This window comes from Pantoea sp. T14 (genome assembly GCF_036663535.1).
In the GTDB taxonomy this organism is placed as follows: Bacteria; Pseudomonadota; Gammaproteobacteria; order Enterobacterales; family Enterobacteriaceae; genus Pantoea; species Pantoea phytostimulans.
The window spans coordinates 410,934-434,782 of record NZ_JAWUEB010000027.1 but is presented as its reverse complement, the minus strand read 5'-3'; the positions used below and the strand labels follow the sequence as shown (position 1 = coordinate 434,782).

Here is a 23,849-nt window from a genome sequence, read left to right as displayed (position 1 = left end):
CCTTGTTAATTTGCTAGTTGACCAAAGGTCACGCGCGGATTACCGCCATAATCATTTGCCGTTGCCACGGCTTGATAACCGTTTTCAATCATCAACTGGCGCACCGCGTGTTCCTGCTGCCAGCCATGTTCCAACAGCAACCAGCCGCCCGCGACTATCCAATGCGGGGCTTGTTCAATCAACGTTCTTAAATCAGCTAATCCCGCTTCCTCTGCCACCAAGGCGCTGCGCGGCTCAAAGCGCACATCGCCCTGTCCGAGATGGATATCATTGGCATCGATATAAGGTGGATTGCTAACGATAAGATCGAAACGGCTGGGGGCAAGGTCGCGGAACCAGTGACTCAGCGAAAACGAAGCATTAGAAAGTCCGAGCTGTTCGGCATTAAGCTGCGCCAGCTCCACGGCCGCTTCGATACGATCTACGCCTACCACCTGACAGTCGGGACGTTCGCTGGCTATCGCCAGAGCAATCGCGCCGGTGCCGGTGCCAAGATCGAGTATGCGAGAAGGCGTAGCCGGTAGACGCACTAGCGCCTGCTCAACCAGAATTTCGGTATCCGGGCGCGGAATCAAGGTCGCATCGTTGACGCGCAAAGGCAGCGACCAGAATTCTCGCTCGCCAATCAGATGCGCTACCGGTTCACCCTGCGCTCGACGCAGCAGTAACGCGTCCAATTGTGTAAGCTGTTGGTCGTTAAGCAACGTTTCATCAAATGCCATCAGCCAACTCCGCGATTTGCCGGTGACAAAACTCAGCAGAATCTCTGCATCGCGCTTTGGGCTGTCACCCCCGCATAAGGTCGCAATCGCGTGTTTTAGCCAGTGACGAATATCCATTAATCCTGACCAGCCAGCGCCGCCAACTGATCTGCCTGATATTCCTGCACGATAGGCTCAATCAGACTTTCCAGTTTGCCTTCCATGGTTTCATCCAAACGATAAATTGTCAGGTTGATACGATGATCGGTGACGCGCCCTTGAGGAAAGTTATAGGTGCGGATTCGGTCAGAACGATCGCCACTGCCCAACAGGTTGCGACGCGTATTGGCTTCTACCGCATGACGCTTTGCCATCTCTGCCGCGTGAATACGGGCACCCAACACCGCCAGTGCTTTGGCTTTGTTTTTATGCTGTGAACGCTCGTCCTGACACTCCACAACAATGCCGGTTGGCAAGTGAGTAATACGAATCGCAGAATCGGTGGTGTTGACGTGCTGACCGCCCGCACCCGACGAGCGGAAAGTATCAATTTTCAGATCGCCCGCGTTGATTTCTGGCATCTCTTCTTCTGGCAATTCCGGCATCACCGCCACGGTACAGGCTGAAGTATGAATACGCCCTTGTGATTCGGTTTCTGGGACGCGTTGCACACGATGACCACCTGATTCAAATTTCAGCCGGCCATAGGCGCCTTCACCAATGAAGCGAGCAATCACTTCTTTATAGCCGCCATGCTCGCCTTCGTTGGCGCTGACAATCTCTACGCGCCAGCGACGCGCTTCGGCGTAGCGGCTGTACATACGAAACAGATCGCCAGCAAAGATCGCGGCTTCATCGCCGCCCGTGCCTGCACGGACTTCAACAAAACAGGCGCGTTCATCATCGGGATCTTTCGGGAGCAGCAAGACTTGCAGCTGCTGTTCCAGCGTTTCACTTTGCTCACGCGCCTGCTGCAACTCTTCCTGTGCCATATCGCGCATTTCGGGATCGTCGAGCAGCATTTTGGCGGTTTCAATATCTTCTTGCACCTGCTGCCATTCACGGAAGCAGCGAGTGACATCACTGAGTTGTGCATATTCGCGCGAAAGCGCACGGAAACGATCCTGATCGGCAATCACAGCCGCGTTGCCCAGCATAGCTTCCACTTCTTCGTGGCGCTCCTGCAGCGCTTCCAGTTTGGCAACAATTGAGGTTTTCATTTAAATGTGGGATTCCCGTAACAGGTGGCAACAGCCAGTTGTCTACTCGAGACCCAGGCTGTCGCGAAGAATCTGCAGGCGTTCTGAATCGCCGTCGCGGGCGGCCTGCTGAAGAGATTTGGTTGGTGCGTGAATCAGGCGATTTGTCAGTTTATGCGCCAGTTCCTGCATGACTTTCTGCGGATCGGCACCTTGCTGCAAGGCCTGCAATGCGCGGCCTTCTAGCTCAGCGCGAATGTCTTCCGCCTGTGAACGGTATTCGCGAATCGTGTTAACTGCGCCTTGTGCACGCAGCCAGGCCATAAATTCGCCACTCTCCTGCACCACGATGCTTTCAGCCTGAACTGCCGCTGCTTTGCGCTGCGCCAGGTTCTGCTCAATGATCGCCTGGAGGTCGTCTACGCTATAAAGGTAGGCGTTGGCCAGTTTACCCACTTCCGGTTCGACATCACGTGGAACGGCAATGTCGACCAGTAACATCGGTTGGTTACGACGCGCTTTCAGCGCACGTTCCACCATGCCTTTACCGATAATCGGCAGCGGACTGGAAGTGGAAGAGATAATAATGTCAGCTTCGGCCAGGCGTGAATCAATGTCTGCCAGGCTAATGACTTCCGCGCCCACTTCCGCGGCCAGCGTTTCAGCACGCTCGCGGGTACGGTTAGCGATAATTAATTTTTTAACCTGATGCTCACGCAGATGGCGCGCCACCAGCTCAATGGTTTCACCTGCGCCAACCAGCAGCACATTGACCGTTGAAAGGGACTCGAAAATTTGGCGTGCCAGCGTACAGGCAGCGAAAGCCACAGAAACGGCATTAGCACCAATTTCCGTTTCAGTACGCACGCGTTTGGCAACAGAGAAGGTTTTCTGGAACATGCGCTCCAGCTCACTGCTCAGTGCATGACCGCGCTGAGAATCAGCAAAGGCTTTTTTAACCTGCCCCAAAATTTGTGGTTCACCCAGCACCAGCGAATCAAGACCGCTGGCAACGCGCATTAAATGACTCACCGCTTCGTTGCCATGATGCCAGTAAAGGCTGTTGCGCACGTCATCCTCATCCAGCTGATGGTACTCACACAGCCAGCTCACCAAACGCTCCTGGAGGTCAACCTGCTGCTCTACACTCAGGTAAAGTTCGGTACGATTGCAGGTCGACAATACCACGCCGCTCTGCACCATTGGCTGAGAGAGCAAGCTATTTAAAGCCTGCTCCAGCGTCTCCGGCCCGAACGATACACGTTCGCGCAGAGCAATGGGGGCAGTTTTGTGATTGATTCCAAGTGCGAGCAGCGTCATGGTGATTTGAGTTGGGATGTCCCAATAATGTCAGGGTTTTGTGAGGCGCATTCTACAAGATGCAACAGATCAAGAAAAGCCATACAAAGCCTATGACTGTAATAAGATTAACCTGAAGGTATGCAATTTCGCGTATAACAGCATTGACTGCTTAAATGCGGATGGTTAGCGTTATCCGTTACGAATTAAAAACGTGTCTGAGGAGATGACCACTTGATGCTTAATTCCCCACGCAATCTGTTGCGCCTTTTACCCCTTGCCAGCGTATTACTGGCCGCCTGTAGCGTTAACAAACCGCAACAAGGTCCGGGGCCAAGCGTTACCGCGCCACAGTGGCAACAGCATCAGCAAGCGGTCACAAAAGTGACGCATTACCAGACGCGCGGCGCGTTTGCTTATTTATCGGACAAGCAAAAAGTCTACGCCCGTTTTAACTGGCAGCAAACCGCACCCGATCGCTATCGCTTGCTGTTAACCAATCCGCTGGGCAGCACTGAATTGCAGCTTGATGCGCAAGGTTCGGTGGTGCAATTAGTGGATAACAAAGGCAAACGTTACGTCAGCACTGACGCTGAAAAAATGATTTCGCAATTAACCGGTATGGATATTCCGCTGGCTAACCTGCGTCAGTGGATGATGGGTTTACCGGGTGACAGCACAGCGTATCAGTTGAACGACCAGTATCAGCTAAGCAGCCTTAACTACAGTCGTGATGGGCAACAATGGCAGGTCACTATCTCGGATTACGACAGCAAGGTCACGCCACCGCTGCCGGCTAATCTGGAGCTGAAAGAAGGCGACCAACGCATTAAATTGCGCATGGACAGCTGGACCGTTCAATGATCACTACCTGGCCTGCTCCGGCAAAACTGAATCTGTTTCTTTACATCACTGGCCGTCGTCCTGACGGCTATCACAACCTGCAAACGCTGTTTCAGTTTCTTGATTATGGTGACACACTGCATATCGAACCTGACCAAAGCGGCAACATCAGCTTATTGACGCCGGTTGCGGGTGTGTCCGATGAGCAGAACCTCATTGTGCGGGCCGCTAAACTGCTCAAACAGGCTGCAGAGACATCAAATCCACTGCTTGCTCAGGCTGGTGCGCGAATCAGTATTGAGAAAACGTTACCGATGGGCGGCGGTTTAGGGGGTGGCTCATCAAATGCGGCAACAGTTTTAGTCGCGCTAAATTATTTATGGCAGTGCAATTTAACATCAGACGAACTGGCAAAACTGGGCCTGCAATTAGGTGCCGATGTGCCGGTTTTTGTTGAAGGTTTTGCTGCATTTGCTGAAGGCGTGGGTGAGCAGCTACAGCCCGCCCAGCCTGAGGAAAAGTGGTATCTGGTGGCACATCCTGGCGTCAGCATTGGTACGCCTGAAGTGTTCAATGATCCGGGCTTAACGCGTGACACGCCTGTGCGTGATTTAGCAGCGCTTTTAGCTGCTCCATTCAGCAATGATTGTGAAGCAGTGGTAAGAAAACGTTTTCGTGAGGTTGATGAGCTTGTTTCCTGGCTGCTAGAATACGCGCCGTCGCGCCTGACTGGCACCGGTGCTTGCGTGTTTTCTGAATTTGACACCGAGTCCGCCGCACGTCAGGTGCTGGAACTTGCTCCGAAAGGAGTACGTGGTTTTGTAGCAAGAGGTGTTAATGTCTCTCCGCTACGGCGTACACTTTCCGAGCGACCAGCGACTGCGTGACAGTGTCACCACGTTCCAGACACTGCACGTTTCGCATTAACACACCCGTGTGAACGCCTATGACTGTATTCGCCGGTTACTGTCATGACGTTCATTCTCTGGACGCAAAGCCTGAGGTTCTTCTCGTGCCTGATATGAAGCTATTTGCTGGTAACGCCACCCCGGAACTAGCACAACGTATTGCCAACCGCCTTTACACCAGCCTGGGAGACGCCGCAGTTGGCCGTTTCAGTGATGGTGAAGTAAGCGTACAGATTAATGAAAATGTACGCGGTGGTGATATTTTCATCATCCAGTCCACCTGTGCTCCAACCAATGATAATTTGATGGAACTGGTTGTGATGGTCGACGCGCTGCGTCGTGCTTCTGCTGGTCGTATTACCGCAGTCATTCCTTACTTTGGTTATGCCCGTCAGGATCGCCGTGTGCGCTCTGCGCGTGTGCCGATCACCGCCAAAGTGGTGGCAGACTTCCTTTCCAGCGTTGGAGTTGACCGTGTTCTAACGGTTGACCTGCACGCCGAGCAGATCCAGGGCTTCTTCGACGTCCCGGTTGATAACGTATTTGGCAGCCCGATCCTGCTGGAAGACATGCTGCAGATCGGTCTGGAAAATCCGATTGTGGTTTCCCCGGACATTGGTGGCGTAGTGCGTGCTCGCGCTATCGCCAAACTGCTGAACGACACCGATATGGCAATCATCGATAAACGCCGCCCTCGCGCGAACGTTTCTCAGGTTATGCACATTATTGGTGACGTTGCTGGCCGCGATTGCGTGCTGGTCGACGACATGATCGACACCGGCGGCACGCTGTGCAAAGCGGCTGAAGCATTAAAAGAACGCGGCGCAAAACGCGTGTTCGCTTACGCTACCCACCCGATTTTCTCTGGCAACGCGGTGGAAAATCTGCGCAAATCAGTGATCGATCAGGTTATCGTCTGCGACACCATTCCGCTGTCTGAAGAGATGAAATCTCTGCCAAACGTCCGTACGCTGACTTTGTCTGGCATGTTGGCCGAAGCGATTCGCCGCATCAGTAACGAAGAATCAATCTCGGCAATGTTCGAGCATTAATCTTCGCTAAACCGGGCCACGCGCCCGGTTTTTTCTTTTTAAAGCACAACGCTACGTCGATTGTTCCCTGTATTAACCTGCTTTCTCATCTGATATTCCCGCGATAATTATTCACCAAAACCGTTATTGTAAAAGCCAATCACTTTTTTCATCTCAGCCTGGCATCAAGGCTTTTGCCACAAATTAATTAATGTTAATTTGCTCGGCACTTTTCACGAGAACGCCTAACACCATGAACCTCGACATTTATACCTTGTTTATATGCGAGCTCTACGTGCTGGGGTTTTTGAGTATCATCATGGTTTTTGCCTGGATGGGGTCGCAGTACGATCGCGTATTGGGCTTCACCTGCCTTTCACTGATTTTAACGCTTGTCGCGGTTTTCCTCAGTAGCTTACGCAGCATGGGTTTGCAGTTTTTACCTGTCGCAGTGGGAAATATCCTGATGATGCTCGCCTATGGCGGCTTACTTAATGCCTTTCGACTTTTTTGTGGAAAATCCATTGGAATCAGTTGGTTATTAGGCGGGTTGCTCTGGGCAGTTTTGTGCTTCTTCCCTGCATTTTACTTTTCGTTGCCCAAACGCGTGTTCGTGATATGCATCATCTGCATTATCTATACCTGCGCGCTGATACATCTTTTGTGGCTCAAGCGAGCTACGCTCAAAGTCACTTTTTGGCCCGCTCAACTGCTGTTATGGATTCACTTACTGTTTCATCTGGCGCGTATTTTTCTCGACAGTGCTGCCGCCAGCCCACTCAAAGGTGCCATTGGCGGATCGACTTTTTCGGTCTATGTCATTTTGGAATCCATCTTGTTTGTGATTGGCCTGACATTCACCATTTTGGCGATGGTTAATGAGCGTACCCAGATCGCGCACAAGCACGCGTCATTACACGATCCCCTGACCAACGTCTGGAACCGCCGCGCATTATTTAATGACTCTGAGAGAATTGTGGCACGTTGCCGACGTCAGAATAGCGCCTTCACGGCTGTCTTGTTTGACCTCGACCATTTCAAAAGCATCAACGATCGTTTTGGACATCAGCAAGGTGATCGTGTGCTGATTGATTTTTGTGAGGTAGTACAGCAGTTGTTGCCCAAAGAAGGCCGTTTTGCCCGTTTGGGTGGGGAAGAGTTTGCGGCCATTATTCCGGCACCAGCAGCAGAAGCGTGGTTATGGTGTGAGCGCGTGAGACTTGCGACGGAAAATTCTCAGCCCGATACGATCAATTATACCGTGAGCATCGGTTTTGCCTCCTCTAACGACAGCGAACGCCGATTCGATATATTACTGGCGCTGGCCGATGAAGCGTTATATCGCGCCAAGGCCAGCGGCAGAAACCGTACTGAACAATATCTCACCCTCAGTGCTGTGATTTAATGTGAGGAATGGCGCGAGCGGCGGCAACGTTTATCACCGTAATGGCGCAACCAATAATAGCGATCTTCAATTTTTTCGCGTCCGCTAACGCGGGCGCCCGCTAACCAAAGCAACGCGCCAATGAAGATACTGAACATTGCACCGTGCGCTAAAAACTGCGGCAGGTTAAGTGCAGGCAGCTGATTCAGAATCGAATAACCGACGCCCAGCACCATGGTTAATAGTCCCAGCACCATCAAGGTATTACCCGCCACATGAGAATGATGACGTTTCATTTTCCACCTCCATCTGTATGAGCAATTAAAACCGCACACAATGTTAACTCGTCATAAGTTTAGGCAATGGCTGGCAGCAACGTTGCGTGTGCGATCACACATCGACAACAAACGCTGACACATCTTTACGGGTAGCGTGTTGATTTAGATGAAAAATGATTAATCACCGCAATGAACTATCTTGCATTTGCAGCCTTTGTCATCTCGGCAGCAGCGAAGTAAACTAATGCCCTTTTCGTATAACAGCAGGATATTCATCGTGAGCAGCATTAAACTGATTGTTGGCCTCGCCAATCCGGGCGCAGAATATGCCGCCACGCGCCACAATGCGGGTGCCTGGTATCTGGATTTATTGGCAGAGCGCCATAATCAGTCTTTAAAGGAAGAAGGTAAATTCTTCGGCTACACGGCACGGCTGGCGATTGCTGGTGAAGATGTACGCCTGTTGGTGCCAACCACCTTTATGAATTTGAGTGGCAAAGCCGTCGCGGCGATGGCGACCTTTTACCGCATTGCGCCGGAAGAGATCTTGGTCGCACACGATGAACTCGATTTACCGCCAGGCGTGGCTAAATTCAAGCAAGGTGGCGGCCATGGCGGACACAATGGCCTGAAGGACATCATCAGTAAATTGGGAAATAATAATAATTTTCATCGCCTGCGCATCGGCATTGGTCATCCGGGCGATCGCAATAAAGTCACCGGTTTTGTATTAGGGAAACCGCCTGCAAGCGAGCAGAAGTTGATTGATGATGCGGTAGATGAAGCCGTGCGCTGCACTGAATTGTGGCTGAAAGAGGATCGCATAAAAGCGATGAATCGTTTGCACGCCTTCAAGCCAAGCTAAACGTCCAGATCGTCGCGATTCTGTGTATAATGCGCGAAATTTTTTATTTCGTTTCCGATAAAGCATCCTGCGATGTTTTATCCATCCAGTTATAAAGGGTATCAAACCATGGGATTCAAATGCGGTATTGTGGGCCTGCCGAACGTCGGTAAATCCACCCTGTTCAACGCGCTCACCAAAGCGGGCATCGAAGCAGCAAACTTCCCTTTCTGCACCATTGAACCCAACACTGGTGTGGTGCCAATGCCAGATTTACGCCTCGATCAGCTGTCAGAAATTGTTAAGCCGCAGCGTGTGGTGCCGACTACCATGGAGTTCGTCGACATCGCCGGTTTGGTTAAAGGCGCATCCAAAGGTGAAGGCCTGGGCAACCAGTTCCTGACCAACATCCGTGAAACCGAAGCGATTGGTCACGTGGTTCGTTGCTTTGAGAACGACAACATCATTCACGTCTCAGGCAAAGTAGACCCGGCCGAAGATATTGACGTGATCAACACCGAGCTGGCGTTGTCGGATCTGGACACCTGTGAACGTGCCATTCAGCGCGTGCAGAAAAAAGCCAAAGGCGGCGATAAAGATGCTAAAGCTGAGCTGGCTGCGCTGGAAAAATGCCTGCCGCACCTGTCTAACGCCGGTATGCTGCGTTCGCTGGATCTGGATGCTGACGACAAAGCGGCTATCCGTTATCTGAGCTTCCTGACGCTAAAACCCACTATGTACATCGCTAACGTCAACGAAGACGGCTTCGAGAACAACCCGTATCTCGATCGAGTACGTGCTATCGCTGAAGCTGAAGGTTCGGTTGTGGTGCCTGTGTGTGCCGCCGTTGAATCAGATATCGCTGAGATGGAAGATGAAGATCGTGCCGAGTTTATGGAAGAGTTGGGTCTGGAAGAGCCAGGCCTGAACCGCGTTATTCGCGCCGGTTATTCGCTGCTGAATCTGCAAACTTATTTCACCGCGGGTGTGAAAGAAGTGCGCGCCTGGACTATTCCTGTTGGCGCGACTGCTCCACAAGCTGCGGGTAAAATTCACACCGACTTCGAGAAAGGTTTTATCCGTGCGCAAACCATCGCATTCGATGATTTTATTGCGTTCAAGGGTGAACAAGGTGCTAAAGAAGCTGGCAAAATGCGTTCAGAAGGAAAAGAGTACATCGTTAAAGATGGCGATGTGATGAACTTCTTGTTTAACGTCTAAAATCTGTTGTCTCATGAGGTTTTACTGAACCTTATGAAGATTAACAAATGCCATAAAATCCACGCCATTGCGTGGATTTTTCATTTTAAGTGAGTACAACAACGGTACAAGAAATGAACATTTGCCCTTCGGTAAATCGTGACTTTTCATCGGCACAGCCTCCGCTCAGGGAACTGTTTATCATGCCGGAATTCTGTGTCTGAATGGAGCAGGATTTCAGGCAGGATCAACAGTGAGTCCAGTCCGCCCTTTTGAATATATTAACGTCCGGTGTTTATCAGAGACAGGTCTTCATATCTTCGGAAAAATAAAAAGCAAGATTAGTCTTGATGGATGGGGGTTAAGGAGAGACGAAAATATAATAACTTCATGAAATATCATACCCCCGCTCAGAAAATGAAACAGAATTAAATTCTTGTCTAAAAGATCTAGCGGCTACGATTTTTTAATTTATTTTACCGTTAATTTTTTATTATTCCATTTAGCATATCTTATTATATATCAAATAAAGATAATGACGCGCTTACGAAAGGCGCCTGTTTTAATGTGTATGGCCCAGCAGGTTTTCAGACTGCCATGGTCGACAATCAATGCCTGACAATTAAGGGCGGGAAACGGGTTCATCTCAACAAACAAGAAAAGCCTCTATATTTATCTTCATTTGATTCAGCTTTAAGGGATAAGTGCAGCACATTTTCAATCAATCTTTCTCAAGGAATGTAGCTCGATTTTCTGTTGATTTGCAGAGAGCCTTGTACTCACGCACTTTATTCATGACCCTATATCCTGTACGTTTCCTTACCCCTGACAGACTATTACAATTAAGCCATTCAGATATTCCTCTCGGCAGCGATATTACGTAATCCTAATTTTTAGCGCCTCACTTGCTTTAAGAGAACCTTTAATGAACGCAGGAAATTTCCTATATTTTCACTCATCAAAAAACCCTCTTAAATATTGCCACTCACAAATAAACCGGTAGAGTATAAATTGTAGTTAAGGACAACCATTAATATGGAATACACTCATGGAAGAGAACGCAGGCATATCGCTTGCCGTCAGCGCATATGCACTGGCAATAGGCATTATATTTCCTCATGTAGCGATCGCTGCTGAGCAGGACATCATTCAACAACAGCGTCAGAAAGCGATTGAAGCGCAACTTCAGCCGCCAGTGCCTGACGTGCGTTTATCCACACCAGCGGTCAGCTCTTCCCGCGTCAGCTTCCCGGCGGAAAATCCCTGTTTTGATATTCAGCACATCACGCTGAACGGCCTGAATGATTTTCCGGGCTGGTTACCTTTGCAGCGTCTGGCCAATCAAGGTCAGGGACATTGCCTGGGCGTCAAAGGGATTAATTTGCTGATGAGCATGCTGCAGAACCGCATGATCGACAGCGGCTACGTCACCAGTCGGGTGCTGGCGCCGCCGCAGGATTTAACCAAAGGCACGCTCACATTTCAGCTAGTGGCCGGAAAAATCAGCCATATTGGTCGCACCGATTCCAGCGATCGTTACGTGACGCTTGCCACCGCCCTGCCCTCGCGCGAAGGGAAGCTCTACGACCTGCGTGATACTGAGCAGGGACTGGAGAACCTGCAACGCCTGCCTACCGTTCAGGCTGATATGGCGCTGATCCCCGGCAGTGCGCCCGGTGAAAGTGTGATGGCCGTGCAGTGGAATCAGAGCAAGATGTGGCGACTGGCCGCATCGCTCGATGATTCCGGCTCAACGTCCACCGGACGCTATCAAGGCGGACTGACGCTCTATCTCGATAACCCCCTTTCGCTGAGCGATATGCTCTATGTCTCGGCAAGCCATGATTTGCAGTTCGGCAATGACAAAGGCACGAAGAACGTTACCGGCAGCTATTCGGTGCCGTTTGGCTACTGGCTGGCGGGCATCACCACCAGTGATTACAGCTACCACCAGACGGTAGCCGGTGCGTTCACCGACTATGAATATAGCGGCAAGAGTAAAAGCCTAAACGCGAATCTCAGCCGCGTGCTGCACCGCAACGGCAGCCAGAAAACCACGCTGAGCTATGACGTAATAACGCGTGAAACCCGCAACTTCATCAACGACACAGAAATCGACGTGCAACGCCGCCAGACTTCGGCGTGGCGACTCGGCTTGCAGCATCGTCACTATATCGGCAGCGCCACGCTGGATGCGGGCGTGAGTTATCAGCGCGGTACCCGCTGGTTTGGCGCTCAGCCTGCGCCTGAAGAGTACTGGGGTGAAGCCACCGCGCTGGCAAAAATTGTCCAGCTTAACGCCCAGCTGGCCGTGCCGTTCTCACTGCTCAGTCAGCGATTCAGTTTTAACACCCAGTATCTGCGCCAGATGAGCAACACGCCGCTGACGCCGCAGGACCAGTTTGCCCTCGGGAACCGCTGGTCGGTGCGCGGCTTTGACGGCCAGCGCACACTGAACGCCGATGAAGGCTGGACTCTGCGCAACGACATCGGCTGGGCCACGCCGCTGCCGTCACAGGAACTCTATCTGGCGCTGGATTACGGCGAAGTCAGCGGACGCAACAGCGGGCAGGATTATCTGATCGGCAAGCATCTGGCCGGAGGCGCAGTGGGACTGCGCGGCTACGCCCTGCGCACCAGCTATGACCTGTTTGCCGGTATTCCGCTCTCTAAGCCTGCTGGCTATCAGACCAGCAGCCTGACGCTCGGCTTCAACCTGAACTGGCGCTACTGATGGAGATCAAGGGGTACCGGTTAATTGCGCCGTGGCTGGTTGCGGATGAGGCCAGCGAGGCCGAAGTGCTGGGCATGGCCTGCACTCGGATCGTCACCGCGATGCACCGCTGCACACCTTGCCGACGCTTCTGCTGCCGCTGATTAAACAACAGCAGTACGCCATCGCCGTAAAAGATGGCAGGCCGGTGTTCTTCCTCGGCTGGGCGTGGATGGATGAAGAGGCTGAACAGCGCTATCTCACGCATGCCTCGGTGATGATGAAAGAGGCAGACTGGACCAGCGGCAACCGCCTGTGGATCACCGATTTCATTGCGCCGTTTGGTGACATCCGCAACCTGCTGCGGCTGATGTGTGAAGTGATCCTGCCGGAGCAGTGCTTCCGCTGGCAGGATAAACAGGGCAATCTCCGCGGCCAGCGGGTGCATTTTTATCATGGAAAGAAAGTCAGCGGGCGCGACGCCCTGCAATGGCAGCAGGCACATCCACTGAGCGTGGCGTTGCCTGAAATCGGATAAGGAGATCAGATGAACAAACTTCTCTATCGCATCATTTTCAACAAAGCGCGCGGCATGCTGATGGTAGTTGCCGATATCGCCCGCAGCGGTCAGGGCAAACAGGCGCGTGCGCGCCGGATGCAGCGGACTTCCAGCCGGATATGTGCGCTATCAGCGCTGCGCTTCGCCCTGCTGAGCGCGCTGGGCTGCGTTACCGTATTGCCTGCACAGGCGCAGATTGTCGCCAACGGCCAGGCTCCGGGAAACCAGCAGCCCACCGTTGTCAGCGCGACCAACGGCACGCCGCAGGTAAACATTCAGACGCCCAGCGCGGGCGGCGTATCGCGCAATAACTACAACCAGTTTGATGTTGATCAGAAGGGCGTGATCCTCAACAACTCACACGGCAACACTAATACTCAGCTTGGCGGCATGGTCACCGGCAACCCGTGGCTGGCACGCGGCGAGGCCAGCGTGATCCTCAACGAGGTGAATTCACGCAACCCCAGCCAGCTCAATGGCTATGTGGAAGTCGCCGGTAGAAAAGCGCAGGTGGTGATCGCCAACCCGTCCGGTATCACCTGTGACGGCTGTGGCTTCATCAACGCCAACCGCGCGACGCTGACCACCGGTCAGGTGCAGGTCAATAACGGCAACCTGACGGGCTATCAGGTCAGCGGCGGTGACATCGTCATCAACGGTAAAGGGCTGGATTCACGCGGTCAGGATTACACAGACATCATTGCCCGCACGGTTAAGGTGAATGCCGGCGTCTGGGCCAACGATCTCAGGGTCACTACCGGTCTTAATCAGGTGGACGCGACGCATGAAACGTTGACGGCAGGCCAGACTGATGCGGCCAGTCATCCACAGGTGGCGCTGGACGTGGCGGCGCTGGGCGGCATGTACGCCAGTAAAATCCGCCTGATTGGTACCGAACAGGGCGTCGGCGTGCGCAACGCCGGTTCGCTGGGCGCGACGGCGGGCAACTTTACGCTTTCCAGCAACGGTCGCATTGAGAACAGCGGCAGAATCAACGGCGCGCAGGATATTGCGCTGGCAAGCCAGGCCGATATTCGCAACAGCGGCACGGTTTACGCTCAGCGCGACGGTCAGGTTCAGGCCGCTGGCGAGGTAATTAATCAGGGCGTAATGGCATCCGCGGGCAATAACCGCATTCAGGCAGGTTCACTTAATAATGCCAGCAGCGGGGTCCTTGCCGCAGGTATGACGTCCGATGGCGCGCTGGGCACACAAGGCGATTTGAGCCTGACCACGCATGGGCAACTCGCCAGCAAGGGTCGTCACCTCGTGGCGGGTAATCTGAATGCTCAGGGCACAGCGGTCGATCTCAGCGGCAGCCAGACTTACGCCAACAACATTAATCTGAGCGCCAGCACGGGAGACGTCAGCACCCGCAGCGCCACGGTTGAGGCAAAGAGCAGCCTGCGAGCCAGCAGCAGCATGCGTATTAACAATGACGGCGGCAAAATCCAGGCGGGCAAGCTGGCGTTAAGCGCCCCACTTCTCTCCAACCGCCAGGGTGTGCTTAATCAGTTAGATCAAACCGATCTACTGCTGTCGCACGCAGCAGGTATCGACAACAGCAGCGGCACTATTGCCAGCAACGGCGACAACCTGACGCTGAACACCGACGTGCTGGATAACGGCTTGGGCAAAATTCAGCACGCGGGCAGCGGTGAGCTGAATATTTCTGCCGCCACGCTGAACGGCAGCCAGGGTATCCTGAGCCAGGCCGCACACATAATTGTGTGAACTGCTCTGTTGCCACAGATGCTACGTTGGCTGGAAATCCTGCATCGGCTTTGCCTGTCAATCATCAAAATGGTATTCCCTTGACCGTTTTGGAAAAACAATATGGTAACAAATTCAAATACGTATCTTCGTCTGAAAATATTATGCAGCAAATGGCAGATGCAGGTTCTGGGTCGAGGGGGATTGTTTTTGGCTCATATGGCCCAGGCCAGCCTGGGCACGTATTTAATGTTGTAAACCAAAATGGTACGATCCGATTCCTTGATGGACAAACCGGTAAACCTGCCGATCTTAGCCAGTTTAAATCATTCCAATTATTGAGAACGAACTGATGATTAATTTTGATGAGGCAGTAGAAAAAGCGACAAATTATCTGAAAGATGCAGATATTCCTGTAGTTATTACGCTTCAGGGACGTTTTGCAGAAGGATGGTTTTTTTGCTTTCAATCCCGCGAATATCTTGAGACTGGAGAGTTTTCCGCTCAACTCGCAGGGAATTCGCCGTTCATAATTGATAAAGATACTGGTGAAATACATGAGCTTGGAACAGCCTACCCCATAGAAAAGTACCTACAGGACTACGAAGAAAAGAAAAATAACCTGAACTAGCAAGATCCCGGCTGATTAGCCGGGATCTTTGTTTTTACGCTGTGAAAACCCATCTTCCCGTCGCCGTAACTGGATCATGTTAGAGGCTGTGGTGAGCTTCAGCACAGTCGCTCATGAGTGGTTCATGTAATGAGGCCCGGCCATAGCGCCGGTTTTTTTATGCAAGTCAGTCGACAGAGCTAGTAATGAGATCTCCGCAAAAACGCCCACTGGCTCAAAAGGTAATCCGCTAAATATTATAGAAGGTCAGAATAAGCCAGTAATGATAGGAAATCGTGACTACTCTGGGCACTCATTAGACCGTATGCAGAAGCAGGGTATAACGCCTACTACTGTGGAAAATGCAATACGACCAGAAAATGCGATACAAGGTAAACGACCCGGTACAACAGCTTATTATGACAGTAAGAACAATATAACCGTTATTGCTGATACCAAAACTGGCACAGTCGTAACTGTCGACTTTGGAAGGATAAAACAATGATTTTACTGTCAGATATGAATATCAGTGAGTACGATGAACGCCAGATCTCTCTGATGAAAGAAACATTGTCCCTTTTTGAATCAGAGAAAGTTACTCTTAAAAAACTGATTGATAATTTAGAAGGTTTATTATTTTGTCTACAGTCGGTAGATATTCAGTGGAAAAACGATTTCCATGAATATTGGTTCGTATTAGAGCAGATATATGCTGTTGCTTTGTTCAGAAATGAATCTATTTCTCCAGATGATCCTGATTTACTTGATGCTCTGAGGCATCTGAATGAACTATTAAGCAAATAACCTTAGAGATCCCGGCAAAATTGCCGGGATCTTTTTTTGTCACTCAGTCGCAAGCCGGATCACCAGTTGCCCCCGCTCAACAGCGATAGTAACTGGTGTATCTGTCCCAAATCCCGCCTCGGCCAGCCAGTTGATGGAGAAGACAGTAGCCAGCCGCATCTGTGCGGGTTGCTGGAAGTGGGCGATGTGAACCGGTCTGGGGCTGAGCAGTCGGCCCCCGGTCGGGGTGTGGTCGATAGTCAGTCGGATAGTGGAAAAGCAGCTTAAGGCCAGACGGCACAAGGGTTAGCGGCCCACGCAGCGGTAAATGCCGCACTGGCAGCGGCTCAGGGGAATAATGCTCTCGTTGGTGCGGGCGGTGCCGCGACGGCGGAGATGGTCGGCATGATAGCCGTAAATGCTTACGGCAAACCGGTCAGCGAGCTCAGTGAGACAGAGAAGCAGACGGTAAGCGCGCTGGTGACCTTGGCAGCTGGCCTCGCGGGCGGTCTGGCTGGCGGTAGTACGGCGGATGCGGTTGCAGGGGCTCAGGCGGGTATGACGACGGTGGAGAATAACTATCTGAGCAGTAAGCAGATAGAGGCCAGGTCCGCTGAAATGAAGCAGTGTCAGGCTGGCGGCGGCGACTGCGGCGGCATTGTCACCAAGTATGAAGAACTGAGCACCGCCCAGCAGAAGCAGCTTATCAGCGACTGCGTGACCAGTCCGGCGACCTGCCAGCAGAAATACGGTGATGTACTTACCGACAGCATGGCGGTGAAACAAGCGCTGGATCGGGCGATGGGCGAAGATATCCCGATCAGGATGGTCTACGATCTGACAGCGACCTGGGCGCATCAGATGGACGCTGACGGGATCGTTGCCAGCAATAAAGTGTCAGAGCAGATTATGGCGAAATATGGCCTTGATCAGGCTCAGGCAGATATTATTGCAGGCGTGGCGTTAAGTGCGCTGGGTGGAGTGAGTAAGGCCGGGAAGCCTAATTACATCTTAAATAAAGATGGAGCAATGCTTGGTATAAATGGTCCAACGGTTCCAAGCAAAACCTTATGGATGGGGAAAGGAAAAGAGAGGATAGATGTTGAGAATCCTGCGCTAGGAAAAAGATCTGGTCAAATACATTATCAAGATAGTAGTAATAACAAATATTATTATGATCCGATAACACAAACATTCCCCGGAGCACCTAAGGGTGTAAATGATAAGCTGAATGATCCTGCTTTTAAAAATGCGATCGATAAAGGCATAAAAAAATATCTTGGAGAAAAATAATATGCTAACCAATAGATTAATGCGTACCCAGCTTGTCAAGATTAATTGGACGGAAATAGGAAAAAACTGCCTGACTTATGAGCTAGAAAGTATTGTATCTGAAGGTTTTATTGAAATTTGTGGATGTTTTTTGTCCAAAAAATTATTTTCATATTGCCAATCAAACTCTCCTGACAATTTTGAAGACGAAATTTCATTTGAATGCTTTGTAAACTCTTTTCATATGGATGATTATGTAAATGAAAGATATTTTGAATATTCAATTATTTTTAGTAATTCCATAATTAAAAAGTGGAATGAAATATATGTTGATAAATTAAACGTTATTATATCTCTGGATGATGAGACATTGTTACCAACAATTAAATTTCATCTAAAAAGAGACGGTCTTTCATGGTTGGATGAACATAACCTTGATGCGAGTATTCAGGCAGTTCTAATAACTACAGATGAAATTACCATAGCTCAAACTTAAGTAAAACAGAAACCCCAGCCAATCAACTGGGTTTTTACTATGCATACCAGTCAGTTAACCTTCATCCGCCAGCCGGATAATCAGCTTTCCAGCCTCCGGGATCACCTTGATCCTCTGGCCGGTCTCAAATCCAAAATCTGCCATCCAGTGCCCCTTAAGGGTGATGGACGGTGACGGCTGAAACTTCTGCTGATCCCGGATGTAGCTCCCGGTATAACGCCGGGCTTTGGTTGAGATGTGTTCGCACTTATGATGTTGCGCAGCCATAGTAACTACCTCATATAGTTGTTGTGGTCAGCGGGCCGAGAAAACAAAGCTTACACAGCAGCTTTAGCATCAGGTGGATTGTTATATTTACCTGGTGGAATGCAGATGACAGCGGGTACTGGCGCAACCGCAAATGCGGGTATCCAATACCTGGTTAATGGAGCAATAAATCCAACAGATGTTCTAATTGTCGGTTATGTAGGTGCATTTACTGCAAATACAGGCTTCCTTGGAACTGTAGGTTAGAATGCGACAGGGGGAGTGACATCAAGCTATCTGAACGGAAATGACCCGATAAAAGGTGGTGTAATAAGTGGTGCTGCTTCGGGGTTCGGTTATGGAATCGGTAAGGCGGCCACAATTTCATTAGATAAATGGGTAAACCCAGCATGGAAAAATTACGAGTGGGTTGATATGGATATGGGGATAAGTAAGCCATTACCTTTATCACCAATACCCGGAATATCCGGTAACGCTATATCATCAATAATTACAGAAGCAACTGGACAAGGTGGCTCTAAAGCTACGAATAGTTTGCAACTGGCGAATGAAAATGAAAAATAACTTTTACCGTTGGCTCGCTGTTTTTATGGTTCTGATGATAATCATGAGTTTAAGTTCATTTTTTGCACTATTCATCAAACCCATTATTTTTTATTTTGAAACAGGTGATATCAATATTTCTGTTGTTGATATTTTGTTTTTGAGCATTAAAATTGGTTCGTTTGTTAGCGGTACAATCGTCCTTGGATTATGGATTAAATATCGATTTAATATCTAATAACATAAACAATCTGGGCCAGAGTAGCCAGCATGAGGAATAATTTTTTCGGAACTGTTGGGTGGGAAATATCAGGTAGCGCACTAACTTATCAAATAAATGGTGATGACCCATTAGTAGGGGCAAATAGAGAAGCAAACGGTGAGCGCGCTCGCTCCCCTGCCGGCTGGGTTTGCGGGTAGTCTGTCTGGAGGTAATACGGCGGATGCGGTTGCGGGAGCACAGGCCGTTAAGACAACGGTTGATAATAATGCGTTCAGTCTGGGAACGGGCATGACGAGTATTGGTGCGGCGAATTAATCGTGGAATCAGTACGCGGAAAATAACAATCTGACACCGGAACAGAAACAAGCCGGACTAGATAAGATCGCCAAAGGTGATTTGCCTGAAGGTGCGAATATTACCAAAGCTATTGTCGAAGGTTATAAGGATGGTGTTTTGGTAGCAGGTGCGACTTATCTTGGGCCAGCGGCGTCTCTTGGTCAGTTTGTAGCCGGAGCGGCGATAGGCAGTGGCGCAAACACGGGCTACCAGTTCTATGAAATGAGCAACCAAGGCAACAAAAATAAGGCGTTTGATTAATGGAGTGCTGCGGCGGCGGGAGCAACCGGCAGTCTTGCTCCGGGACGTGGTCTATGGACAAACGTTGAAATTGCATTGGGAGGAACAGCATTTACTAATGGGCCTGATCCTGTGGCGTTATCTGGTGCTTGAGTAGCCTCTGGATTAAGCGGTGCATTCGGCAAACTTGCTCCTATTGGAGTTGATAAAATCATCGGCGATAATAGTGTGCCGGGCTTAGCGTACGATATCATTGGTGCAGGTGGTTTTGAGTTTATCAATGGATTTGTTAAGGATGGATTAAATAGCCTTCCTAAAGATGAGAAAGGAAATGAGAAGTAATGCTTAAATATATAAAGCTATTTATTTATTCTTGCATTTTTTGCGTGCTGGCCAATCTGATTATGGGGGTGGGCGGAGCAGCATTGATTTATATTTCCAAGGGGCATTTTTACTATCCATTTCATCAGGTGATAAGAGCTATTTCTTTTGGGGTAATTGCAGGCTCAGCCATTACACTTGCAGCAATTTCATTTAAACTTATCGATACGTTTAAAATAAAAAAAACGTTAAATATACCCCATTCCTTTTTGGATGGGATCCTTCAAATCTGCCAAACGCACACACCTACTCGTTAGATAATTGGATTTTGGTTATTCCCCCCGCCATTTAAAATATTTTCAACCCTGATTAATTTGACATGAATATTAAATATGGAGGTTTTTTATTTATAAAATTAGACCCACAGCAAAATAAATTTCTGGTGAATCTGTTGGGAAATATGCGCCCGATTTGTTAACGCCATGAGTAGGATCTTTTTCGGGCTTAGCGGATTTTTATTACCAGAAGCGATATTGCTGATCCAGCTGATGAATCGATTCCTGACGCTCCATACTTTCACTTTCTTGTGATTTCACTGCTAACAGCAAATCTGCATCTTCCTGACAGATAACATACACCGACTGACGTCCCGGCAGATTCACGGTAATAATGCTCTCCTCAACAGCATCAAGCACTTCATCATGTTGGCTCAAATAACTATAAACGTGTTCCACAATTATCTCCTTATATTGAAAGACGCGCAGTGTACGAAGAGTCGTAACTTACTATCGACAAAACCTTATTGATCTTGAACGCATTCTGACTTCTGAACTTGCTGCACTCTGACATGCGCAGTTGACTATTTTATGACAGCAAACCGTTATTCATCCGATCTACCCGCGCGGCGCATCTTCTCTTTCAGCGTATTTTCTCACAGCGACAACCCGTCGTTGATAAAAACGGGCGCGCTGCAACGGCTGCAACACGCCCGAGGGATTAGAAGAAGCCCAGCGGCTGAATGCTGTAACTCACCAGCAGATTTTTGGTTTGCTGATAGTGATCAAGCATCATTTTGTGGGTTTCACGGCCAATGCCCGATTTTTTGTAACCGCCAAATGCCGCATGTGCCGGATAAAGATGGTAACAGTTGGTCCAGACGCGTCCGGCTTTGATTGCCCTGCCCACGCGATAGGCGCGGTTGATGTCACGCGTCCAGACGCCGGCGCCCAATCCGTAAATCGAATCATTGGCGATGCTGACCGCTTCCGCCTCATCTTTAAACGTGGTGATACCGATCACCGGCCCAAAAATCTCTTCCTGGAATACCCGCATGCTATTGTTGCCTTTCAGCAGCGTCGGTTGAATGTAATAGCCGCTGGAAAGCGATCCTTCCAGTTTTTCCACGCCACCGCCCACCAGCACTTCTGCGCCCTCTTGTTGCGCAATCTCCAGATAAGAGAGGATCTTATCGAACTGCTGCTGTGACGCTTGCGCACCAATCATGGTTTCGGTATCCATCGGATCACCACGCTTGATGGTTTTGATGCGTTTTAACACGGCGGCCATGAAAGGTTCATAAATTGATTCTTGCACCAGCGCACGGGAAGGACAGGTACAGACTTCGCCCTGATTTAGGAAGCCGAGCACCACGCCTTCTGCGGCCTTCTCAATAAAGCTCTCTTCCGCCTGCATGATGTCTTCAAAAAAGATATTCGGTGATTTTCCGCCTAACTCAACGGTAGAAGGAATCAGGCTTTTCGCTGCCAGTTCGAGAATATGGCCGCCAGTGGCGGTTGAGCCGGTAAAGGCAACTTTGGCAATCCCAGGATGCGAGGCCAGCGCTTCACCCGCTTCTTTACCGAAGCCATGCACCACGTTTATGACACCCGGAGGTAATAGATCTTTGATCAGATCAACAAAAAGCGTGATAGAAAGCGGCGTCTGTTCTGCGGGTTTTAACACCACGCAATTGCCTGCCCCCAGCGCCGGAGCGAGTTTCCACGCCGCCATCAATAGCGGGAAGTTCCACGGGATAATCTGCGCGACCACGCCCAGCGGTTCATGGAAATGATAGGCCGCAGTAAACTCATCAATCTCTGCCGCACTGCCCTCTTGCGCCCGCACGCAGCCCGCAAAATAGCGGAAATGGTCAACAGCCAGCGGCATATCAGCAGCCAGGGTTTCACGTACGGGTTTGCCATTATCCCAGGTTTCGTTTACAGCAATATATTCAAGATTCTCTTCCAGCCGATCGGCAATTTTTAACAGCACCAGTGCGCGCTGCTGCGGCGAGGTTTTCCCCCATGCATCAGCGGCAGCAGCGGCGGCGGCCACGGCATTATCGACATCAGCGCTATCGGAGCGCGGAAACTCCCCCACGGTTGATCCGTTCACTGGCGAGGTATTGGTGAAGTAGTTGCCATTAACCGGCGCTACAAACTCACCGTTAATAAAGTTGCCATAGTTTTTTTGTAGCTGAATGAGAGAACCTTGTTCTCCGGGAGCGGCGTAACGCATGGTGTTTCTCCTTGTAGAGTGCAGGATGTAACAACAATTAAACTTATTATTAACATGGCTGATCTTCGTCAGACTGTCAGATTTAGAGAGAGGAAACTGTGACCGCGACGAAGGAATAGTTGCGCGACGTAAAGCTACAGATAATTCCGACTTTTCCCCGCTGCGCTCACATAAAAGAAACTTGTCGCTGAGAAAAAGTCAATATGGGGAAGTATTCATACAGGAGATCAGCATGCTGGCTTCGGCTTTTACCTTAATGCGCAAAAAAGCAGACTTCGTTCATCAGTTCATTCGTAATCCGCGCAAAATGGGCAGCATTACGCCTTCATCAGACACACTGTGCCGAGCCATGACCCATTCAGTCGCGTGGGATAATCAACTGAATATTGCGGAGTTAGGTGCAGGTGATGGGGTCTTAACCCGCCAACTACTGGCGCGGATGTCGCCGGAAGCGACGCTGGATGTGTTTGAGATCAGCGGTTCGCTGGCAGAGAAACTCATCGCAATGGACGATCCTCGCATGACGGTTCGTACCTGTTCAGCGGAATACCTTAACGGGAAATACGATGCCATTTTCTCTGGCCTGCCGCTGTTATCACTGCCGCCTGCTTTGCGTGATGCGATCCTGCGAGCAGTATTTAATGCGTTAAGCCCAACCGGCGTATTTGTACAGTTTCAATATACGTCACTAACGCAACCCGATCTGTCGCGCTATTTCACCTGGGAACGCCAGCGGGTGCTTAAAAACGTGCCACCCGCCTGGGTTTATCGCTGCACGCGTCACTATGCGCCTTGAGCCTGCTTGATTGCCGGGCGCGTCTGTAACCAGAACGCGCTCAGCAACTCACGCGCCCAGTCAGCGTCTTCTGATTCTGCCCCGCTCATTTCCACGCCTTCTGGCAAACATGCACGCATGATCTGCTGAGTAAATTCCGGGTGAAACTGCACAGACAATGCCTGCGGTGAATAGCGCACGATTTGACAGCCATCTTTGGCAGAATGCGCCAGCACCTGCGCCTGCGGCGGCGGTGTAATCACCGATTGTCGATGTGAAAGCCAGACACTGAAAGATTTGGGTAGCGCGGACAGCAGCGGATCCTGTTGCGCCTGCGCGCTGCACACCAGCGGCAATAAACCGCGTTCCCAGCCTTGCGGATTGTCTGCCACTTTACCGCCTAGCGCATAGGACATCAGCTGATGCCCATAGCAAACGCCAAGCAATGGCAACTCAGCGTCGATAGCGGCGCGTACCCACGCTGCGCTGCGCTCGCTCCATTCGGCGTGGTCAGTCACCATCGCCCAGGAACCACTGAGAATAGCAGCGGAAATTTGGCTAAATTCAGGCAGCGCTTCACCCAAATGCGGGCGCACAATAACGTACTCATCGGGCTGTAAATCTAACGCGTCAATAAACCAGGCGGGCTGTTCGCCAATTTGTGCCACGACGTTTGCGGGAGGAACTTCTAGCTGAATTAAGGCAAGGGGTAATGCAGGCGTTTTTATCATACCGAATCGAATCCTCTGCGAAGTGGGCGTTTCGGAAAATCAGTCTGCCAGCAATCGCCTTAA

General features: G+C 50.5%; 26 protein-coding genes and 2 pseudogenes. 19 read left to right on the top strand and 9 right to left on the bottom strand.

Translation table 11 applies throughout. The features are described from left to right. Positions 1 to 5 precede the first annotated feature (5 nt). Genes prmC through hemA form a run of 3 tightly spaced genes read right to left on the bottom strand, consistent with a single transcriptional unit; the run spans position 6 to position 3,220 of the window. The gene (prmC, locus tag SC127_RS20145; RefSeq protein WP_332627715.1) at positions 6 to 839 is read right to left on the bottom strand and encodes a peptide chain release factor N(5)-glutamine methyltransferase; all 834 of its coding nucleotides are present in this window, start codon (positions 837 to 839) and stop codon (positions 6 to 8) included. Next, positions 839 to 1,921 (bottom strand): peptide chain release factor 1, encoded by a 1,083-nt coding sequence (prfA, locus tag SC127_RS20140; protein ID WP_215846988.1) that lies wholly within the window; start codon positions 1,919 to 1,921, stop codon positions 839 to 841. The genes prmC and prfA overlap by 1 nt, the downstream gene beginning before the upstream one ends. A gap of 42 nt (positions 1,922 to 1,963) precedes the next feature. Then, complete coding sequence (gene hemA / locus SC127_RS20135; RefSeq protein ID WP_215846989.1) at positions 1,964 to 3,220, bottom strand: glutamyl-tRNA reductase; 1,257 nt, start codon at positions 3,218 to 3,220, stop codon at positions 1,964 to 1,966. A gap of 216 nt (positions 3,221 to 3,436) precedes the next feature. Here hemA and lolB point away from each other — a divergent pair, with 216 nt between their 5' ends. The 4 genes from lolB (at position 3,437) to SC127_RS20115 (ending at position 7,386) form a co-directional block, all read left to right on the top strand. Next, positions 3,437 to 4,063 carry a lipoprotein insertase outer membrane protein LolB gene (gene lolB / locus SC127_RS20130; protein ID WP_332628251.1) on the top strand — a complete coding sequence of 209 codons (627 nt, stop codon included), beginning with the start codon at positions 3,437 to 3,439 and terminating at the stop codon, positions 4,061 to 4,063. Further along, complete coding sequence (gene ispE, locus SC127_RS20125) at positions 4,060 to 4,929, top strand: 4-(cytidine 5'-diphospho)-2-C-methyl-D-erythritol kinase (protein WP_243078110.1); 870 nt, start codon at positions 4,060 to 4,062, stop codon at positions 4,927 to 4,929. The genes lolB and ispE overlap by 4 nt, the downstream gene beginning before the upstream one ends. Positions 4,930 to 5,054: 125 nt before the next feature. Next, complete coding sequence (prs, locus tag SC127_RS20120) at positions 5,055 to 6,002, top strand: ribose-phosphate diphosphokinase (protein ID WP_006118899.1); 948 nt, start codon at positions 5,055 to 5,057, stop codon at positions 6,000 to 6,002. A 232-nt stretch (positions 6,003 to 6,234) separates the two neighbouring features. Beyond that, complete coding sequence (locus SC127_RS20115; RefSeq protein WP_215846990.1) at positions 6,235 to 7,386, top strand: GGDEF domain-containing protein; 1,152 nt, start codon at positions 6,235 to 6,237, stop codon at positions 7,384 to 7,386. On the opposite strand, the gene ychH is transcribed toward SC127_RS20115, so the two are convergent. Next, positions 7,383 to 7,661: a stress-induced protein YchH gene (ychH, locus tag SC127_RS20110; protein WP_215846991.1), complete on the bottom strand. Its 279-nt coding sequence runs from the start codon at positions 7,659 to 7,661 to the stop codon at positions 7,383 to 7,385. The two genes, SC127_RS20115 and ychH, sit on opposite strands and share 4 nt — an antisense overlap. Positions 7,662 to 7,920: 259 nt before the next feature. Between ychH and pth the strand changes: the two genes are divergently transcribed. From pth to SC127_RS20070, 8 genes and pseudogenes are all read left to right on the top strand, one after another. Next, positions 7,921 to 8,508: an aminoacyl-tRNA hydrolase gene (gene pth, locus SC127_RS20105; protein WP_215846992.1), complete on the top strand. Its 588-nt coding sequence runs from the start codon at positions 7,921 to 7,923 to the stop codon at positions 8,506 to 8,508. Positions 8,509 to 8,616: 108 nt separating this feature from the next. Continuing rightward, positions 8,617 to 9,708 carry a redox-regulated ATPase YchF gene (gene ychF, locus SC127_RS20100; RefSeq protein ID WP_243078506.1) on the top strand — a complete coding sequence of 364 codons (1,092 nt, stop codon included), beginning with the start codon at positions 8,617 to 8,619 and terminating at the stop codon, positions 9,706 to 9,708. A gap of 1,027 nt (positions 9,709 to 10,735) precedes the next feature. Continuing rightward, the gene (locus SC127_RS20095; protein ID WP_332627714.1) at positions 10,736 to 12,421 is read left to right on the top strand and encodes a ShlB/FhaC/HecB family hemolysin secretion/activation protein; all 1,686 of its coding nucleotides are present in this window, start codon (positions 10,736 to 10,738) and stop codon (positions 12,419 to 12,421) included. Between the two features lie 118 nt (positions 12,422 to 12,539). Next, positions 12,540 to 12,938 carry a toxin-activating lysine-acyltransferase gene (locus SC127_RS20090; protein ID WP_332627713.1) on the top strand — a complete coding sequence of 133 codons (399 nt, stop codon included), beginning with the start codon at positions 12,540 to 12,542 and terminating at the stop codon, positions 12,936 to 12,938. Between the two features lie 9 nt (positions 12,939 to 12,947). After that, positions 12,948 to 14,111 (top strand): annotated as a pseudogene (locus SC127_RS20085) (two-partner secretion domain-containing protein); the annotation flags it as partial. Between the two features lie 608 nt (positions 14,112 to 14,719). Next, positions 14,720 to 15,025 (top strand): toxin glutamine deamidase domain-containing protein, encoded by a 306-nt coding sequence (locus tag SC127_RS20080; protein WP_332627709.1) that lies wholly within the window; start codon positions 14,720 to 14,722, stop codon positions 15,023 to 15,025. Continuing rightward, positions 15,025 to 15,303 carry a YrhB domain-containing protein gene (locus tag SC127_RS20075; RefSeq protein WP_215847003.1) on the top strand — a complete coding sequence of 93 codons (279 nt, stop codon included), beginning with the start codon at positions 15,025 to 15,027 and terminating at the stop codon, positions 15,301 to 15,303. The genes SC127_RS20080 and SC127_RS20075 overlap by 1 nt, the downstream gene beginning before the upstream one ends. 480 nt (positions 15,304 to 15,783) lie before the next feature. Continuing rightward, positions 15,784 to 16,086, top strand: a complete 303-nt coding sequence (locus SC127_RS20070) for a hypothetical protein (protein ID WP_332627708.1) — start codon at positions 15,784 to 15,786, stop codon at positions 16,084 to 16,086. A 39-nt stretch (positions 16,087 to 16,125) separates the two neighbouring features. Here the strand turns inward: SC127_RS20070 and SC127_RS20065 are convergent, their stop codons facing one another. Next, positions 16,126 to 16,245 (bottom strand): SymE family type I addiction module toxin, encoded by a 120-nt coding sequence (locus SC127_RS20065; protein WP_332627706.1) that lies wholly within the window; start codon positions 16,243 to 16,245, stop codon positions 16,126 to 16,128. 126 nt (positions 16,246 to 16,371) lie between these two features. Between SC127_RS20065 and SC127_RS20060 the strand changes: the two are divergent. Together SC127_RS20060 and SC127_RS20055 are read left to right on the top strand one after the other, a co-directional pair. Continuing rightward, positions 16,372 to 17,055 (top strand): annotated as a pseudogene (locus SC127_RS20060) (VENN motif pre-toxin domain-containing protein); the annotation flags it as partial. A 304-nt stretch (positions 17,056 to 17,359) separates the two neighbouring features. After that, entirely contained in the window at positions 17,360 to 17,833 is a 474-nt protein-coding gene (locus tag SC127_RS20055) for a hypothetical protein (protein WP_243078117.1), read from the top strand. A gap of 54 nt (positions 17,834 to 17,887) precedes the next feature. On the opposite strand, the gene SC127_RS20050 is transcribed toward SC127_RS20055, so the two are convergent. Beyond that, entirely contained in the window at positions 17,888 to 18,100 is a 213-nt protein-coding gene (locus SC127_RS20050; RefSeq protein ID WP_243078118.1) for a SymE family type I addiction module toxin, read from the bottom strand. A gap of 261 nt (positions 18,101 to 18,361) precedes the next feature. Between SC127_RS20050 and SC127_RS20045 the strand changes: the two genes are divergently transcribed. The 4 genes from SC127_RS20045 to SC127_RS20030 all read left to right on the top strand — a co-directional run bounded on the left by SC127_RS20045 (position 18,362) and on the right by SC127_RS20030 (position 20,080). Then, positions 18,362 to 18,664 carry a hypothetical protein gene (locus SC127_RS20045; RefSeq protein WP_332627703.1) on the top strand — a complete coding sequence of 101 codons (303 nt, stop codon included), beginning with the start codon at positions 18,362 to 18,364 and terminating at the stop codon, positions 18,662 to 18,664. A 358-nt stretch (positions 18,665 to 19,022) separates the two neighbouring features. After that, positions 19,023 to 19,181 carry a VENN motif pre-toxin domain-containing protein gene (locus SC127_RS20040; RefSeq protein ID WP_243078120.1) on the top strand — a complete coding sequence of 53 codons (159 nt, stop codon included), beginning with the start codon at positions 19,023 to 19,025 and terminating at the stop codon, positions 19,179 to 19,181. An 81-nt stretch (positions 19,182 to 19,262) separates the two neighbouring features. Continuing rightward, positions 19,263 to 19,463 carry a hypothetical protein gene (locus SC127_RS20035; RefSeq protein WP_243078121.1) on the top strand — a complete coding sequence of 67 codons (201 nt, stop codon included), beginning with the start codon at positions 19,263 to 19,265 and terminating at the stop codon, positions 19,461 to 19,463. A 320-nt stretch (positions 19,464 to 19,783) separates the two neighbouring features. Next, positions 19,784 to 20,080, top strand: coding sequence for a hypothetical protein (locus SC127_RS20030; protein ID WP_332627699.1), 297 nt, complete (start codon positions 19,784 to 19,786; stop codon positions 20,078 to 20,080). 201 nt (positions 20,081 to 20,281) lie between these two features. Here SC127_RS20030 and SC127_RS20025 read toward each other — a convergent pair whose 3' ends face one another. Next, entirely contained in the window at positions 20,282 to 20,497 is a 216-nt protein-coding gene (locus tag SC127_RS20025; RefSeq protein WP_243078123.1) for a hypothetical protein, read from the bottom strand. Positions 20,498 to 20,759: 262 nt separating this feature from the next. Continuing rightward, positions 20,760 to 22,280 carry an acetaldehyde dehydrogenase ExaC gene (gene exaC / locus SC127_RS20020; RefSeq protein ID WP_243078124.1) on the bottom strand — a complete coding sequence of 507 codons (1,521 nt, stop codon included), beginning with the start codon at positions 22,278 to 22,280 and terminating at the stop codon, positions 20,760 to 20,762. A 232-nt stretch (positions 22,281 to 22,512) separates the two neighbouring features. Between exaC and SC127_RS20015 the strand changes: the two genes are divergently transcribed. Further along, positions 22,513 to 23,076 carry a class I SAM-dependent methyltransferase gene (locus SC127_RS20015; protein WP_332627696.1) on the top strand — a complete coding sequence of 188 codons (564 nt, stop codon included), beginning with the start codon at positions 22,513 to 22,515 and terminating at the stop codon, positions 23,074 to 23,076. On the opposite strand, the gene SC127_RS20010 is transcribed toward SC127_RS20015, so the two are convergent. Continuing rightward, a complete protein-coding gene (locus tag SC127_RS20010; protein ID WP_332627694.1) occupies positions 23,064 to 23,786 on the bottom strand; it encodes a glutamine amidotransferase in 723 nt (240 codons plus the stop codon). The two genes, SC127_RS20015 and SC127_RS20010, sit on opposite strands and share 13 nt — an antisense overlap. Positions 23,787 to 23,849 lie beyond the last annotated feature (63 nt).